Origin of the sequence: Aquabacterium sp. NJ1 (assembly GCF_000768065.1) — a bacterium.
Classification (GTDB): Bacteria; Pseudomonadota; Gammaproteobacteria; order Burkholderiales; family Burkholderiaceae_C; genus Aquabacterium.
In genome coordinates, this window is the sequence record NZ_JRKM01000001.1 from 1,760,707 (window position 1) to 1,775,484 (window position 14,778).

General features: G+C 60.8%; 21 protein-coding genes and 2 tRNA genes. 2 read left to right on the plus strand and 21 right to left on the minus strand.

Going from position 1 to position 14,778, the window contains the following annotated elements; all coding sequences use genetic code 11:
• Both JY96_RS07515 and JY96_RS07520 read left to right on the plus strand, forming a co-directional pair.
• Positions 1–819, plus strand: a complete 819-nt coding sequence (locus JY96_RS07515) for an SDR family oxidoreductase (protein ID WP_035036283.1) — start codon at positions 1–3, stop codon at positions 817–819.
• Between the two features lie 28 nt (positions 820–847).
• Positions 848–1,975 (plus strand): SMP-30/gluconolactonase/LRE family protein, encoded by a 1,128-nt coding sequence (locus JY96_RS07520; RefSeq protein ID WP_035036286.1) that lies wholly within the window; start codon positions 848–850, stop codon positions 1,973–1,975.
• 5 nt (positions 1,976–1,980) lie between these two features.
• Here JY96_RS07520 and JY96_RS07525 read toward each other — a convergent pair whose 3' ends face one another.
• From JY96_RS07525 to tldD, 21 genes are all read right to left on the minus strand, one after another.
• Positions 1,981–2,868, minus strand: a complete 888-nt coding sequence (locus JY96_RS07525; RefSeq protein WP_200883450.1) for an alpha/beta hydrolase — start codon at positions 2,866–2,868, stop codon at positions 1,981–1,983.
• Between the two features lie 264 nt (positions 2,869–3,132).
• Positions 3,133–3,209, minus strand: a tRNA-Met gene (locus JY96_RS07530).
• Between the two features lie 97 nt (positions 3,210–3,306).
• A tRNA-Met gene (locus JY96_RS07535) sits at positions 3,307–3,383 on the minus strand.
• 204 nt (positions 3,384–3,587) lie between these two features.
• Complete coding sequence (rplQ, locus tag JY96_RS07540; RefSeq protein ID WP_035036289.1) at positions 3,588–3,977, minus strand: 50S ribosomal protein L17; 390 nt, start codon at positions 3,975–3,977, stop codon at positions 3,588–3,590.
• 97 nt (positions 3,978–4,074) lie between these two features.
• On the minus strand, positions 4,075–5,061 hold the full coding sequence (gene rpoA / locus JY96_RS07545) for a DNA-directed RNA polymerase subunit alpha (protein ID WP_035036291.1): 987 nt from the start codon (positions 5,059–5,061) through the stop codon (positions 4,075–4,077).
• A 142-nt stretch (positions 5,062–5,203) separates the two neighbouring features.
• Positions 5,204–5,827 carry a 30S ribosomal protein S4 gene (rpsD, locus tag JY96_RS07550; protein ID WP_035036295.1) on the minus strand — a complete coding sequence of 208 codons (624 nt, stop codon included), beginning with the start codon at positions 5,825–5,827 and terminating at the stop codon, positions 5,204–5,206.
• Between the two features lie 323 nt (positions 5,828–6,150).
• Complete coding sequence (gene rpsK / locus JY96_RS07555; protein WP_035036296.1) at positions 6,151–6,555, minus strand: 30S ribosomal protein S11; 405 nt, start codon at positions 6,553–6,555, stop codon at positions 6,151–6,153.
• Between the two features lie 35 nt (positions 6,556–6,590).
• A complete protein-coding gene (gene rpsM, locus JY96_RS07560) occupies positions 6,591–6,953 on the minus strand; it encodes a 30S ribosomal protein S13 (protein ID WP_035036299.1) in 363 nt (120 codons plus the stop codon).
• 41 nt (positions 6,954–6,994) lie between these two features.
• Positions 6,995–7,108: a 50S ribosomal protein L36 gene (rpmJ, locus tag JY96_RS07565; protein ID WP_035036301.1), complete on the minus strand. Its 114-nt coding sequence runs from the start codon at positions 7,106–7,108 to the stop codon at positions 6,995–6,997.
• Positions 7,109–7,427: 319 nt separating this feature from the next.
• Positions 7,428–8,738, minus strand: a complete 1,311-nt coding sequence (secY, locus tag JY96_RS07570) for a preprotein translocase subunit SecY (protein WP_035036304.1) — start codon at positions 8,736–8,738, stop codon at positions 7,428–7,430.
• A 45-nt stretch (positions 8,739–8,783) separates the two neighbouring features.
• Complete coding sequence (rplO, locus tag JY96_RS07575; RefSeq protein ID WP_035036307.1) at positions 8,784–9,218, minus strand: 50S ribosomal protein L15; 435 nt, start codon at positions 9,216–9,218, stop codon at positions 8,784–8,786.
• A 24-nt stretch (positions 9,219–9,242) separates the two neighbouring features.
• Entirely contained in the window at positions 9,243–9,425 is a 183-nt protein-coding gene (gene rpmD / locus JY96_RS07580) for a 50S ribosomal protein L30 (RefSeq protein WP_035036309.1), read from the minus strand.
• A gap of 16 nt (positions 9,426–9,441) precedes the next feature.
• On the minus strand, positions 9,442–9,960 hold the full coding sequence (rpsE, locus tag JY96_RS07585) for a 30S ribosomal protein S5 (RefSeq protein WP_035036311.1): 519 nt from the start codon (positions 9,958–9,960) through the stop codon (positions 9,442–9,444).
• Positions 9,961–9,989: 29 nt separating this feature from the next.
• Positions 9,990–10,352 (minus strand): 50S ribosomal protein L18, encoded by a 363-nt coding sequence (gene rplR, locus JY96_RS07590; protein WP_035036312.1) that lies wholly within the window; start codon positions 10,350–10,352, stop codon positions 9,990–9,992.
• Between the two features lie 14 nt (positions 10,353–10,366).
• Entirely contained in the window at positions 10,367–10,900 is a 534-nt protein-coding gene (gene rplF, locus JY96_RS07595; RefSeq protein ID WP_035036314.1) for a 50S ribosomal protein L6, read from the minus strand.
• Positions 10,901–10,916: 16 nt separating this feature from the next.
• Entirely contained in the window at positions 10,917–11,312 is a 396-nt protein-coding gene (gene rpsH, locus JY96_RS07600; protein ID WP_035036316.1) for a 30S ribosomal protein S8, read from the minus strand.
• 30 nt (positions 11,313–11,342) lie between these two features.
• Positions 11,343–11,648 (minus strand): 30S ribosomal protein S14, encoded by a 306-nt coding sequence (rpsN, locus tag JY96_RS07605; RefSeq protein ID WP_035036319.1) that lies wholly within the window; start codon positions 11,646–11,648, stop codon positions 11,343–11,345.
• 8 nt (positions 11,649–11,656) lie between these two features.
• On the minus strand, positions 11,657–12,208 hold the full coding sequence (rplE, locus tag JY96_RS07610) for a 50S ribosomal protein L5 (RefSeq protein ID WP_035036321.1): 552 nt from the start codon (positions 12,206–12,208) through the stop codon (positions 11,657–11,659).
• Positions 12,209–12,216: 8 nt separating this feature from the next.
• Positions 12,217–12,534, minus strand: a complete 318-nt coding sequence (gene rplX, locus JY96_RS07615) for a 50S ribosomal protein L24 (RefSeq protein WP_035036324.1) — start codon at positions 12,532–12,534, stop codon at positions 12,217–12,219.
• 26 nt (positions 12,535–12,560) lie between these two features.
• Positions 12,561–12,929 carry a 50S ribosomal protein L14 gene (gene rplN, locus JY96_RS07620; protein ID WP_035036327.1) on the minus strand — a complete coding sequence of 123 codons (369 nt, stop codon included), beginning with the start codon at positions 12,927–12,929 and terminating at the stop codon, positions 12,561–12,563.
• A 355-nt stretch (positions 12,930–13,284) separates the two neighbouring features.
• Positions 13,285–14,745, minus strand: coding sequence for a metalloprotease TldD (tldD, locus tag JY96_RS07625; protein WP_035036332.1), 1,461 nt, complete (start codon positions 14,743–14,745; stop codon positions 13,285–13,287).
• Positions 14,746–14,778 lie beyond the last annotated feature (33 nt).

Below are 14,778 nucleotides of genomic sequence, written 5' to 3' on the forward strand. Positions count from 1 at the left end.
ATGGCGATCACTCCATTTGAGGGCCAGGTGGTCTGGATCACCGGGGCCTCTCGCGGTATCGGCGCCGAGTTGGCCAAAGCCTTTGCGGCACAAGGCGCTCGACTCATCCTGTCCGCCCCCGAATCCGAGCGGCCCGGTTTGGACAAGACGGCGGCCATTTGCCAGGGCCTGAACGTCAAAGGCGCCACATGCCGCATCGAGACCTTCGATCTCGCCTCCAGCGAAGAGGTTGAGCAGGCCTACGCTCGCGTCAAGTCCTGCGGATGGCAGGTGGACGTCCTGGTGCACAACGCAGGCATCACGCACCGATCCATGGCCCTTGAAACAAGCCTGGATGTGGACCGCAAGATCATGGCAGTGAACTACTTCGGGCCGTTGCAGCTGACCAAACTGGTCGCGCCGGACATGATCCGTCGCGGACGCGGCAGCATCGTCGCAGTGGCCAGCGTGCTGGGGCTGATCGCCACGCCACATCGCTCGGCCTACATCGCCGCCAAGCATGCCATGCATGGCTTCTTCGAGGCCCTTCGCACCGAGACCATGGGCCAAGGCCTGCACGTGATGCTGGCCTACCCCGGCTTTGTGAACACCGACATCTCGATGCACGCGCTCACGGCACAGGGCGGCACCCATGGCCAGCGAGACCCCGGTCAGTCCAAGGCCATGTCGCCGCAGCGCGTGGCCAAGGCGATCGTTGAGGGGCTCGCCCAACGCCAGCCCAGGCTGTTGATCGCGGGCAAGGAGGGCTGGCTGGTGCTCCTCCAACGCCTGGCTCCTCGCTTGGTGACGCGCATTGTTCGACGCGTTGCGACCACCTGAATGTACCGACCACCTTGCCGGTGAACCCATGATCAAAAAGCCCCTCCTGACAAGCGCCGCGCTGGCCTTGGTCGCCACCGTCGGCTACCTGCTTTTCTGGCCCACCGGTGTCCAGCCGGTGGCTTGGCAGCCCCAACCTTCGCCGGGCTACAGCGGCCCCTACGCGCGCAACGAGCGGCTGGCCGACCTGCGTCAGATTCCACTCGCGCCAGGGGCTGGTCCCGAGCATGTGGCCCAAGGCCCCGACGGCTTGATGTACACCGCACTGAGCAATGGCCACATCGTGCGCCTGCAGCCCGATGGCAGCCACCTGGAGCTCGTGGCAGACACTGGTGGGCGCGTATTGGGCTTCGACTTCGACGGGGACGGCAACATCATCGCCGCGGATGCCTACAAGGGCCTGCTGCGTGTGACGCCCAAGGGCCAGGTCAGCCTGATCACCAATCGGGTATCGGACACCGATGCCATCGTCTTCGTTGACGCCGTGGCCGTCGCACCGGATGGGCGCATCTATTTCACCGAGGCCAGCCACCGCTTCCAACCTGGCCCCTGGGGTGACCCGATGGCGGTGAGCCTGGCCGAGATTCTGGAGCAGCGTGGTAACGGACGGGTGCTGGTGCATGACCCTGCGACACACACCACGGAGGTCATCGCCACGGGTCTGGTGTTCGCCAACGGCATCGTGCTGGCTTCAGATGGCCAATCACTGTTGGTGGCAGAGACAGGACGCTATCGCATCTGGCGCATCCCCATCTCGGCGCGGCAGCTTGACCTCCGCTTGCCGGGTCACACGGCCCACGTGATCCTGGACAACCTGCCAGCCTTTCCCGACAACCTGACCAAGGGCGAATCGGGCCGCTACTGGGTTGGGCTACCCAAAGCCCGCAGCGCGCTGGCCGATGCGCTCGCGCCCTGGCCCTTCTTGCGTGCGGCTTCCTTCCGCCTGCCCCATTTCTTGTTGCCGGTGCCCAAGCCATATGGCCACGCACTGGCCTTTAATGAGCAAGGCCAGATCCTCGCAGACCTGCAGGACCCCAGCGGACGCTACCCGGAAGTGACAGGCATCACCGAAGTGAAGGGCACCTTGTATGTCCACAGTCTCGTCGCACCCGCGCTCGGCATGGTCAGGGCGGCAGCGGGTTGGCTGCCCAGGTGAAGATCTCAGCCTTTCTCTGACACGGCCTCGTGGCGGCCTTCCAACCATGCTTCAGCCAACTTGAATTGGTCACTGCCGGCGTCCGGGTGAGTCAGGATGCTAACGTGGTTGTAGTCATGCTTCGCGCCGCCCAGCTTCGACAGCACATGGACTCGGGACAGGTGCGGGCCGGACTCCGCACGAAAGCGCTTCACGTCCTCCGGGTTCCCCCGGCAAGGATCGTCGATGGCAGCCAGATAAAGGGTAGGCGGCAACTTGACGTGCTGCGCAACGAGGCCGTAGTCAAAGCCGTCCTCATCATCCACCCAGCGCTCCGCCTCGACCCAGGCCTGAATCTGGCGACGCGTCTTGCGGGTCTCGTTGTCTGCGCCGATGCGCAGTTGCCTGGCGGGCAAGTAGCCCATCCAACGCGTCACGCGCTTCAAGACCCCATTCCACATCAGGTCGATTTCTATTCTGCGCTGGATGTTGCGAACCCTCACGCGGCGCTTGGCGGCGAAGTGCACCACACTGGCCACCTGATCAATGAGGGAGGGATGGCGCAGCAGGCAGCTGTTCATCACCACCCCACCCCACGAGTGAGACACCCAATGCACTTGACTGGCCTGGGCGTGAAGCAAGACAGCGGCATGCAAGGCTGGCAAGTCGACGCCAATCATCTCGCTCTGACCATGTCGCGCATGCCGGTCGATGCGCGGCGTGCTACAGCCTTTGCCGCGCAGGTCTGCCACAAAAACATCATAGCCACGCTCGGCCAGCCACGGCGCCAAGCCCCTGCCCGAACGGCTGTAAAAGACACGTCCGTTGGACATCATGCCGTGCAACATCAATACCGCGGGGCCGCGCCCATCAGCTCGCCTGAACCGGTGCAGGCACAAGCTGGCATCGTCCACGGGGACGGTTATGCGCGTTGGTCGAATCGTCATGGAACTGCGTAGGGCCAAATCCGGCTCGAAATTAACTTTGAGCCATGTCAAAGCAATATGGTACCGTCTGCGGTACGTTTTTGTACCGCCTATTTGGATGACAAAATCGGCCCCCTCATGGAGCCAAAGCAGTGCCGCCCCAGGCGCCATGCCCACACATGGGCTACACGTGGGCCATAGATGGGCCACAAACAAAAAAGGCCCTCGCATGGAGGGCCTTTTTCTTTGCTTTGGTTGCGGGGGCCGGATTTGAACCAACGACCTTCGGGTTATGAGCCCGACGAGCTACCAGACTGCTCCACCCCGCGTCAGATGCGGTGATCCGGCTTGCTTGAGGCCTCTGGAAGGCCTGCCGGTTGATCAACGAAACCGTGTCGATTGACAGCGACTTCATCGTCTTGAATTTGGTTGCGGGGGCCGGATTTGAACCAACGACCTTTGGGTTATGAGCCCAACGAGCTACCAGACTGCTCCACCCCGCGACAGAGACAGCTATTATGGCACGACTTTGACGCTTTGGCTACAACTCGCACAAAACAATTCCAATCAGGCGCTCATCCGGGCTGGCAGCCAACAGCAAGCCCCAAGAAAAAGCCCGCAGCGTCTGCACGTTGCGGGCTCTTTCCGGCCTGAGGCCGACATCGCTTCACCAGCGCAGCATACGCATGCGCCAGCGAATGGATGATTTACTCAGCAGCGCCTTCGGCAGCAGCTTCTTCGGTACGCTCAACCAGCTCCATGTAGGCCATCGGGGCGTTGTCGCCCACGCGGAAGCCCATCTTCAGGATGCGGGTGTAGCCGCCGGGGCGCTTGGCAAAGCGAGGGCCCAGCACGTTGAACAGCTTGACCACGTTGTCGCGGTTACGCAGACGGTCAAAAGCCAGACGCTTGTTGGCCAGCGTGGGTTCCTTGGCCAGGGTGATCAGCGGCTCGACAACGCGACGCAGTTCCTTGGCCTTGGGCACGGTGGTCTTGATGGCTTCGTGCTCGATCAGCGAGTTGGCCATGTTGCGCAGCATCGCCAGACGGTGCGACGAAGTGCGGTTCAGTTTACGGAGTCCATTTCCGTGACGCATGGTGCTAGTCCTTTCTTTATAAAACCGGCGGCCGGATTAAGGTACCGCCGGGTGCACCGCATGGCCCTCTTTCGAGCGCCATGCATTCTTCAGAATATCAACGCTTGTCGAGACCTTGGGGAGGCCAGGCTTCCAGGCGCGAACCCAGGGCCAGACCACGGGAAGCCAGAACTTCCTTGATCTCGTTGAGCGACTTGCGACCCAGGTTGGGGGTCTTGAGCAGCTCGGTTTCGGTACGCTGGATCAGGTCGCCGATGTAGTAGATGTTTTCGGCCTTCAGGCAGTTGGCCGAACGCACCGTCAGTTCCAGCTCGTCCACAGGACGCAGCAGGATCGGGTCGAAGTTCTGAGCCGACTTGGCAGGCGCGTCGAATGCGGCGATCTCGGAGCCTTCCAGCTGCGCGAACACAGCCAGCTGCTCAACCAGGATCTTGGCCGAAGCACGGATCGCTTCCTCAGGCGAAATGGCGCCGTTGGTTTCGATTTCCATGACCAGCTTGTCCAGGTCGGTACGCTGTTCCACACGGGCGCTTTCGACCGTGTAGCTCACGCGGCGAACCGGCGAGAAGGAAGCGTCCAGCACGATGCGGCCAATGGCCTTGCTCGACTCTTCACCATAGCGACGGATGTTGCCAGGCACGTAACCACGGCCCTTTTCCACCTTGATCTGCATGTCCAGCTTGCCGCCTTGCGACAGGTGGGCGATCACATGACCAGGGTTGACGATCTCGACGTCGTGAGGTGTCTGGATGTCAGCGGCGGTCACGGGACCTTCGCCATCCTTGCGCAGCACCAGCGTGACTTCGTCACGGTTGTGCAGACGGAACACCACGCCCTTGAGGTTCAACATGATGTGGACCACGTCTTCCTGCACGCCATCAATGGCGGAGTATTCGTGGAGCACGCCAGCGATGGTGACTTCAGTGGGTGCGAAACCGACCATCGACGACAACAGCACGCGACGCAGCGCGTTGCCGAGGGTGTGGCCATAGCCGCGCTCGAACGGTTCGAGCGTGACCTTGGCGCGGTGACCGCCGAGCGGTTCCACCTGGATGGCTTTGGGTTTCAGCAAATTCGTTTGCATGAGGTCTTCCTGTCAATACCCTCGGCTCGTTACACCGATAAGGCTGCTGGACCAACCGGAGCGGTTGCTCCGGCCCTGAAATACAAATGCACAAGGCCACGCGACACGACCAACAAGCCGTGAAGCGCAGCCACTGCGTGCATTAACGAGAATACAGTTCGACGATCAGCGATTCGTTGATGTCGGAACCGAACTCATCGCGGTCCGGGGTCTTCTTGAAGACGCCTTCCAGCTTGGCGCCATCAACAGAAACCCAACCGGGCAGGCCGATGGACTCGGCCAGCTTGTATGCTTCCTGCACACGGACTTGCTTCTTGGCCTTCTCGCGCACAGCCACCACGTCATTGGCCTTGACCAGGTAAGACGGGATGTTCACGACTTGACCGTTCACGACCACACCCTTGTGGCCCACCAGCTGGCGAGCTTCAGCGCGGGTGGAGGCAAAGCCCATGCGGTACACGACGTTGTCCAGGCGCGATTCCAGCAGCGACAGCAGGTTCGAGCCGGTGTTGCCCTTGCGACGCTCGGCTTCGGCGAAGTAACGGCGGAATTGCTTCTCCAGCACGCCGTACATGCGCTTGACCTTCTGCTTTTCACGCAGTTGCAGACCGAAGTCAGAGGTGCGCGAGCCGGAGGTGCGGCCATGCTGACCAGGCTTGGTGTCAAACTTGGCCTTGTCGCTGATGGGGCGGCGGGCGCTCTTGAGGAACAGGTCGGTGCCTTCGCGGCGGGCCAGTTTGGCCTTGGGTCCGAGGTAACGTGCCACTTTTCGTGTCCTTGTAATCAATCTGACGCCGGGGCCGCGCAACGCGGTTGACCGACGCGAGTCTGGCGAAACACAATCGCGCAGACGGTGGGCTTCAAATCAAGGCAGCGGGCCAGCTTGCAGGGCTTGATACGAAATCAATCACCCACAACTACCCACCACCGCAGAGAACTTGCGATTATAGCAAGCCGTGCGCATGCCTGTACACCACTGTCATGCAGTTTTGTCAAGATAGCGCAACGCACAAACCCCGCACACCCTGCTGCCAAGGTAAGCGAGGTCGTGATCTGGCCGGACAAGCCCGGCCAGTCAGCATCAACGCATCAGATGCGGCGACGCTTTTGAGGACGGCAACCGTTGTGAGGAACGGGCGTCACGTCGGAGATCGAGTTGATGCGAATGCCCAGCGAAGCCAGGGCGCGCACCGACGACTCACGACCAGGACCAGGGCCCTTGATCTCGACGTCCAGGTTCTTGATGCCTTGTTCTTGAGCAGCGCGACCAGCCACTTCAGCGGCCACCTGGGCAGCGAAAGGAGTGGACTTGCGCGAGCCCTTGAAGCCTTGACCACCCGACGAAGCCCAGGACAGTGCATTGCCCTGACGGTCGGTGATGGTGATGATGGTGTTGTTGAACGAGGCGTGCACGTGGGCGATGCCGTCCGCAATGTTCTTGCGGACCTTCTTGCTCACACGACGGGCAGCGCTGTTCGCAGGTGCTTTAGCCATGATGTCTTTCTCTTGAACTCAGCGATTAGCCCAGATCACTTCTTGCCAGCGATCGCCTTGCGCGGACCCTTGCGAGTACGTGCATTCGTGCGAGTGCGTTGACCGCGCATGGGCAGGCCACGGCGATGACGGAAGCCGCGGTAGCAGCCCAAGTCCATCAGTCGCTTGATATTCATCGAGAGCTCGCGGCGCAGGTCACCCTCAATGGTGAGCTTGCCCACTTCTTCACGAATCTTTTCCAGGTCGCCGTCAGTCAATTCCTTGATCTTCTTGTCGAAGGGAATGCCTGCAGCCGTGCAGATTTTCTGCGCGGTCGTGCGACCAATGCCGTAGATCGAAGTCAGACCGATTTCGGTATGCTTGTGCGGCGGAATGTTGATGCCAGCAATACGTGCCATAACTGTCCTCTGAACGCGTGTGTCGTCGCCAGGTCAGGCGATCAGCCTTGACGCTGCTTGTGACGGGGGTCGGTGCAGATCACGCGAACCACGCCCTTGCGGCGGATGATTTTGCAATTACGGCACATCTTCTTGACGGATGCCGAGACTTTCATGGTCTTCTCCTGAACCGTTGATTCAACAACGGAAATTCGCCCACGTTTCCGGGGTCACCAAAACTTCAGCTCACTTCGCCCGGAACACGATGCGAGCACGACTCAAACCGTACCAGGCGAGCACCTTTGCCACTTTGTCATCAAGGCAGGGTGCGCATTGTAGCGCAGACACTCTGCCGAGGACGTGGCCTGGACACACAACCCGGTTCAAGCTTCACACGAAAGCCCGCCAAGGAGACCACACTGGATCTCAACTCAACACTGGGCGATTCACACGCCCTAAGCCTTCTTGCTGGGTTTCGGCCTTAGCCGACCCTCTTCAGCTTGCTTTGAAATTCGCCTTCTTCAGCAGAGAGTCATACTGCTGAGACATGACGTAGGACTGCACTTGTGCCCAGAAATCCATCGTGACAACCACGATGATCAGCAGCGAAGTCCCACCAAAATAGAACGGAACGTTGTACTTGAGCACGAGGAACTCGGGCAGCAGGCACACGGCCGTGATGTAAACAGCACCAGCCAGGGTCAGACGGGCGAGGATCTTGTCGATGTAACGCGCAGTCTGGTCACCAGGGCGGATACCAGGAATGAATGCACCGCTCTTCTTCAGGTTGTCTGCTGTCTCACGGCTGTTGAACACCAGCGCTGTGTAGAAGAAGCAGAAGAAGACGATGGCCACAGAATACAAAAGCACGTAGATCGGTTGACCGGGGGACAACATGCTGGCGATGTCTTTCAACCAGCGCATGCTGTCGCCTGTGGCGAACCAACCCACCGCCGTCGTCGGCAACAGGATGATCGACGACGCGAAGATCGGGGGAATCACACCAGCCATGTTGATCTTCAAGGGCAGGTGCGACGATTGACCACCGTACACACGGTTGCCAACCTGGCGCTTGGCGTAGTTGACCAGGATCTTGCGCTGGCCACGTTCGACAAACACCACGAAGTAAGTCACCAGAACCACCAGCGCCACGATGAAGATAGCGGCCGGGATGCTCATGGCACCAGTGCGGATCAGCTCGAACAGACCACCCATCGCATTGGGCAGACCTGCAGCGATACCGCCGAAAATCAGGATCGAGATACCGTTACCCAGACCACGCTCGGTGATCTGCTCGCCCAGCCACATCAGGAACATCGTGCCAGCCGTCAGGCTGATCACGGTGGTCATGCGGAACCCAAAACCGGGGCTGATCACCAGGCCGGCCGTGCCTTCCAGGGCCACAGCGATACCGAAGGACTGGAACAATGCCAGGCCCACCGTCGCGTAACGTGTGTACTGCGTCGTCTTGCGACGACCCGCCTCGCCCTCTTTCTTGAGCTGCTCAAGCTGAGGGATCACGTAGCCCATCATCTGCATGATGATGGACGACGAGATGTAAGGCATGATGCCCAGCGCGAACACGGTGAAGCGCGACAGCGCACCGCCCGAGAACATGTTGAACAGACTCAGGATGCCACCTTGCTGCCCCTTGAACAACTGCTGCAGCTGCGACGGGTCGATACCGGGCACAGGCACGTGTGCGCCAATGCGGTAGACGACCAGCGCCAGCAGCAGGAAAGTCAGACGACGCTGAAGGTCGCCAAACTTGCCGCTTTGAGCCAGTTGAGTGGGAGAAGTTGCCACGTTTGAGTCCGTTCCAGGTTCTAACGTTCTTACTGAGCTCTTGGCTTATTCAGCCAACGAGCCGCCAGCGGCTTCGATCGCGACCTTGGCACCGGCGGTTGCGCCGATACCCTTGAGCACGACCTTGGAGGTCAGTTCACCTGACTTGATGACCTTGACGACCTTGGCGATCTGAGGGATCAGACCGGCGGCCTTCAGGGACAGCACGTCGACTTCAGCCGCGCCCAGTGCTTGCAGTTCGCCCAGAGTGATCTCGGCGTTGTACTTCAGCAGGTGCGACTTGAAACCGCGCTTGGGCAGACGGCGTTGCAGAGGCATTTGACCGCCTTCGAAACCGACCTTGTGGTAGCCGCCCGAACGCGACTTCTGACCCTTGTGACCGCGACCAGCGGTCTTGCCCAGACCGGAGCCGATGCCGCGGCCGACACGGCGCTTGGCATGCTTGGCGCCTTCAGAAGGCTTGATGGTATTGAGTTGCATGGTATTCCCCAAAGCTGCGGTGGTTTAGACCACCACGACCATGTAGCGGACCTTGTTGATCATGCCGCGCACAGCAGGCGTGTCTTCCAGGACGCGGGTGCCGTTCAGACGGCGCAGGCCCAGACCGGCCACGGTGGCACGGTGGTCGGCACGGGTGCCGATGGGGCTGCGAACCAGCTTGACGGTGACAGTTTTCTTTTCGCTCATGTCAGCTCTCCGACGATCAGTTGAAGATCTCTTCAACAGTCAGACCGCGCTTGGCAGCGACTTCGGCCGGGGTCGTTGCCTTGTTCAAGGCATCGAACGTGGCGCGAACCATGTTGTAAGGGTTGCTGGAACCGAGGCTCTTGGCGACCACGTCGGTGATGCCCAGAACTTCGAACACAGCGCGCATCGGGCCACCCGCGATGATGCCGGTACCAGCAGGAGCCGGAGCCAGCAGCACCTTGGCTGCACCGTGCTCGCCCACCAGGTTGTGGTGAACGGAACCGTTCTTCAGGGGTACCTTGACCATGTTGCGACGAGCCTGGTCCATGGCCTTTTGAACAGCCAGCGGCACTTCACGCGCCTTGCCCTTGCCCATGCCAACGCGGCCATCGCCATCGCCAACAACGGTCAGAGCTGCGAAGCCCATGATCCGGCCGCCCTTGACCACTTTGGTCACGCGGTTCACCTGGATCATCTTCTCGCGCAGACCGTCGTCACGACCTTCGTCTGCTACCTTGGGTTGAAACTTAGCCATTTGAAATTCCTTCCGGATGCAGACGCGGCTTAGAACTGGAGGCCGGCTTCACGCGCAGCATCAGCCAGGGCCTTGATACGGCCGTGGTATTGATAACCAGCGCGGTCGAAAGCGACCTTCTCGACACCAGCTGCCTTGGCCTTCTCGGCAATACGCTTGCCAATCAGAGCGGCGGCTGCCACGTTGCCACCAGCCTTTTGCAGCTGGTCGCGCACTTCCTTCTCGGCGGTCGAAGCCGTAGCCAGGACCTTGTCGCCTTCGCCAGAAATCACGCTGGCGTAGATGTGCAGGTTGGTACGGAAAACCGTCAGACGCACGGCGCCTTGAAGAGCGATACGGGCACGTGTTTGACGTGCACGACGCAGGCGCTGTTCTTTCTTGCTTGTTGCCATGATGAATCAGCTCCTTACTTCTTCTTGGTCTCTTTCAAGACCACGCGCTCGTCGACGTAGCGGATGCCCTTGCCCTTGTAAGGCTCGGGCGGACGGAAGGCGCGCACTTCGGCGGCGATCTGACCAACCACTTGACGATCCATACCCTTGATCAGGATTTCGGTCTGAGACGGGGTCTCGACCTTGATGCCGGCAGGCATGTCCTTGATGACGGGGTGAGAGAAACCGATTTGCAGGTTCAGCTTCTGGCCTTGGGCCTGGGCACGGAAACCCACGCCAACCAGGCTCAGCTTCTTCTCGAAGCCCTTGCTCACACCGTTGACGGTGTTGTTGAGCAGGGCGCGGAAGGTGCCAGACATGGCATTGGCTTCAGCGGAATCATTCACCGGAGCGACCTTCAGCGTGGCGCCTTCTTGCGACACGGTGACCAGGCCGTTGACCGGCAGGCTCAGGGTGCCCAGGCTGCCCTTGACGGTCACAGCCTCGGCAGAGATCTTCACGTCCACACCTTGAGGGACGGCGATCGGCATTTTTCCAACGCGGGACATTGCGATTGCTCCTCGATTAGGCGACGTAGCAGAGCACTTCGCCACCGATACCGGCAGCGCGGGCCTTGCGATCGGTCATCACACCCTTGGGGGTTGTCACGATAGCCACACCCAGGCCGTTCTGGACCTGAGGAATGTCGTGACGGCCCTTGTAGATGCGCAGACCAGGACGGGACACACGCTCGATGCGCTCGATGACCGGGCGACCTGCGTAGTACTTCAGCGAAATTTCCAGTGTGGGCTTCGCAGCTTCGCCGGTGACGGCGAAACCGTCGATGTAGCCTTCGTCCTTCAGGACCTGGGCAATCGCGACTTTCAGCTTGGACGACGGCAGTGCAACGGCGGTCTTGTTGACCATTTGGGCGTTGCGAATGCGTGTCAGCATGTCGGCGATGGGATCACTCATGCTCATGGGATAACTCCTGTTCGTGCCCTGCTGGGATTACCAGCTCGCCTTGGTGACACCGGGGATGTCGCCAGCGAATGCCAATTCACGGATCTTCATACGGCCCAGGCCGAACTGACGGAAGGTGCCACGTGGGCGACCAGTCAGACCGCAGCGTGCGCGCAGACGGGTGGGGTTGGCGTTACGGGGCAGCTTTTGCAGTTCAAGACGAGCGGCGTAGCGCTCTTCGTCGGACTTCTTGCTGTCGTTGATGACAGCCTTCAGTTCGGCGACCTTCTTGGCGTACTTGGCAACCAGCTTTTCGCGCTTTTCTTCGCGTTGCTTCAGGGATACTTTTGCCATGGTGTACCTCAGTTCTTGAACGGGAACTTGAAAGCAGCCAGGAGAGCCTTGGCTTCTTCGTCGGTCTTGGCCGTCGTCGTGATGCTGATGTTCAGACCACGGATGGCGTCGATCTTGTCGTACTCGATTTCCGGGAAGATGATCTGTTCCTTGACGCCGACGTTGTAGTTGCCGCGACCGTCAAAAGAACGACCAGAGATACCGCGGAAGTCACGAACGCGGGGCAGCGAGATCGTGACGAAACGGTCCAGGAATTCGAACATCGTGACACCGCGCAGGGTGACCATCGTGCCGATAGGCATGTTTTCGCGGATCTTGAAACCGGCGATAGCCTTCTTGGACATGGTGATCACGGGCTTCTGGCCGGCGATCTTGGTCAGGTCGCTCACGGCGTGCTCCATGACCTTCTTGTCCGACACGGCTTCCGAGACACCCATGTTCAGGGTGATCTTGGTCAGACGCGGCACTTCCATGATCGACTTGTAGCCGAACTGCTTCATCAGTTCAGGCACGATCTTTTCGCGGTAGATCTGCTGCAGGCGAGCTTGTTGTTGAGCCATTTTTGACCTCAAGCCTTGATTTCTTCGCCGCTGGACTTGAAGACGCGCACTTTCTTGCCGTCAGCCAGGAGCTTGATACCGACGCGGTCAGCCTTGCCAGAGGCAGGGTTGAAAATCGCCACGTTGGACTGGTGGATGGGCATGGTCTTGTCAACGATGCCGCCGGTGGTGCCCTTCATGGGGTTGGGCTTGACGTGCTTCTTGGCAACGTTCACGCCATCAACCAGCAGATGGGAGTCGTCCACGCGAGCGGAGACGGTGCCACGCTTGCCTTTGTCGCGACCGGTCAGAACGATGACCTGATCGCCTGTCTTGAGTTTGTTCATGAGCTGTCCTTTGCGTTGCCCGAGGATTACAGAACCTCAGGAGCCAGCGAAACGATCTTCATGAAGCGCTCGTTACGCAGTTCACGCGTCACTGGGCCGAAGATACGTGTGCCGATAGGCTCGAGCTTGGCGTTCAGCAGCACGGCGGCATTGCCGTCGAACTTCACCAGGGAACCGTCTTGACGACGAACACCCTTGGCGGTACGGACGACCACAGCGCTGTAAACCTCGCCCTTCTTGACGCGGCCACGAGGTGCAGCTTCTTTGATGCTCACCTTGATGATGTCGCCGATACCGGCGTAACGACGCTTAGAGCCACCGAGCACCTTGATGCACATGACGCTCTTAGCACCAGTGTTGTCAGCGACGTCAAGTCGCGATTGCATTTGGATCATGGTTACCCCAACTTGGCCCGAACGGCTGCACAAACAACTGCACAACAACGAACGGTCAGTCTTGGGCCCGTAGAACGGGCGGATCTGAAAAAAGCAACAGGCTTTGTGAGTCCCTGCCGCAGCGCTTTGATCACATGCAATTTGAGTCTTGCCAGCAATCTTTGCGAGGGCCCTGAACTTTCAGCACTTGCGCGCTTGAACTCAGGTTTTGGGCCAAAGTCCGCTGCTTGATCAGCGAAGCCTTGAATTATGCACGAGATTCAGTGCCTTGGTCAAGCACTGCCTGCAAATAATTGAACAAGGGGCGAAAACAGGAGCAGGCCAGGCGGGATCAAGCCAGGCGCGGCACGACGGCTCAGGCGGTGCCGCCCACCGTCAGGCCATCGATGCGCAGAGTCGGCTGGCCGACGCCCACCGGGACGCTCTGGCCTTCCTTGCCGCAGGTGCCGACGCCGGAGTCCAGCGCCAGGTCGTTGCCGATCATGCTGACGCGGGTCATGGCCTCGGGGCCGTTGCCGATCAGGGTCGCGCCCTTGACCGGATACTGGATCTTGCCGTTTTCGACCCAATAGGCCTCGCTGGCGGAGAAAACGAACTTGCCGGAGGTGATGTCCACCTGGCCGCCGCCGAAGTTCACGGCGTACAGGCCGCGGTCGATGGAGGCCACGATTTCGTGGGGATCCTTGTCGCCGGCCAGCATGTAGGTGTTGGTCATGCGGGGCATGGGCAGGTGGGCGTAGCTTTCGCGACGGCCGTTGCCGGTCTGCCCGGTCTTCATCAGGCGAGCGTTGGTGGCGTCCTGCATATAGCCCTTGAGGATGCCGTCCTCGATCAGCACGGTGCGCTGGGTGGCGTGACCCTCGTCGTCGATGTTGAGCGAGCCGCGGCGGTCGGGGATGGTGCCGTCGTCCAGGACGGTGACGCCCTTGGCGGCCACGCGCTGGCCCACCCGGCCCGAGAACACGCTGGAGCCCTTGCGGTTGAAGTCACCTTCCAGGCCGTGGCCGACGGCCTCGTGCAGCAGGATGCCGGGCCAGCCGTTGCCCAGGACCACGGTCATTTCGCCAGCGGGCGCGGGGCGGGCTTCCAGGTTGATCAGGGCGGCGTGCACGGCCTGGTCCACGTACTGGTCGGTCACGGCGGGCGTGAAGTAGGACAGGTCGTAGCGGCCACCGCCGCCGGAGGAGCCGACTTCACGGCGGCCACTTTGTTCGGCGATCACAGTGAGCGACAGGCGGATCAGGGGGCGGACGTCGGCGGCCAGGGTGCCATCGGCACGGGCAATCAGCACGACGTCGTATTCGCAGCCCAGGCCAGCCATGACCTGCACCACGCGCGGGTCCTTGGCACGTGCGCGACGTTCAACGTCTTCCAGCAGGGCGACTTTGGCGGCGCTGTCGAGCGAGGCGATGGGGTCGAAGGAGGCGTACAGGCTGCGTGAGGCGGCCACGCGGTGCTCACCCACCTTGACGCGGCGGCTCTGGCCTGCGGCGGCAATGGTGCGCACGGTGCGGGCGGCGTCCAGCAAGGCGGCTTCGGAGATGTCGTCGGAGTAGGCGAAGGCGGTTTTTTCACCGGAGATGGCGCGCACGCCCACGCCCTGGTCGATGCCGAAGCTGCCGGACTTGACGATGCCTTCTTCCAGGCTCCAGCCTTCGCTGCGGGTGTACTGGAAGTACAGGTCCGCGTCATCGACCCGGTGTTCGGTGATGACCTTGAGGGCCTTGAGCAGGGTGGATTCGTCCAGACCGAAGGGGGCAAGCAGCAACTCGCGGGCGGTCTGGAGACGGGCGATGGTGGCGTCGACGGCGATCATGGCCCCATTGTAGGCACGGGCCGCAAGGGCCCG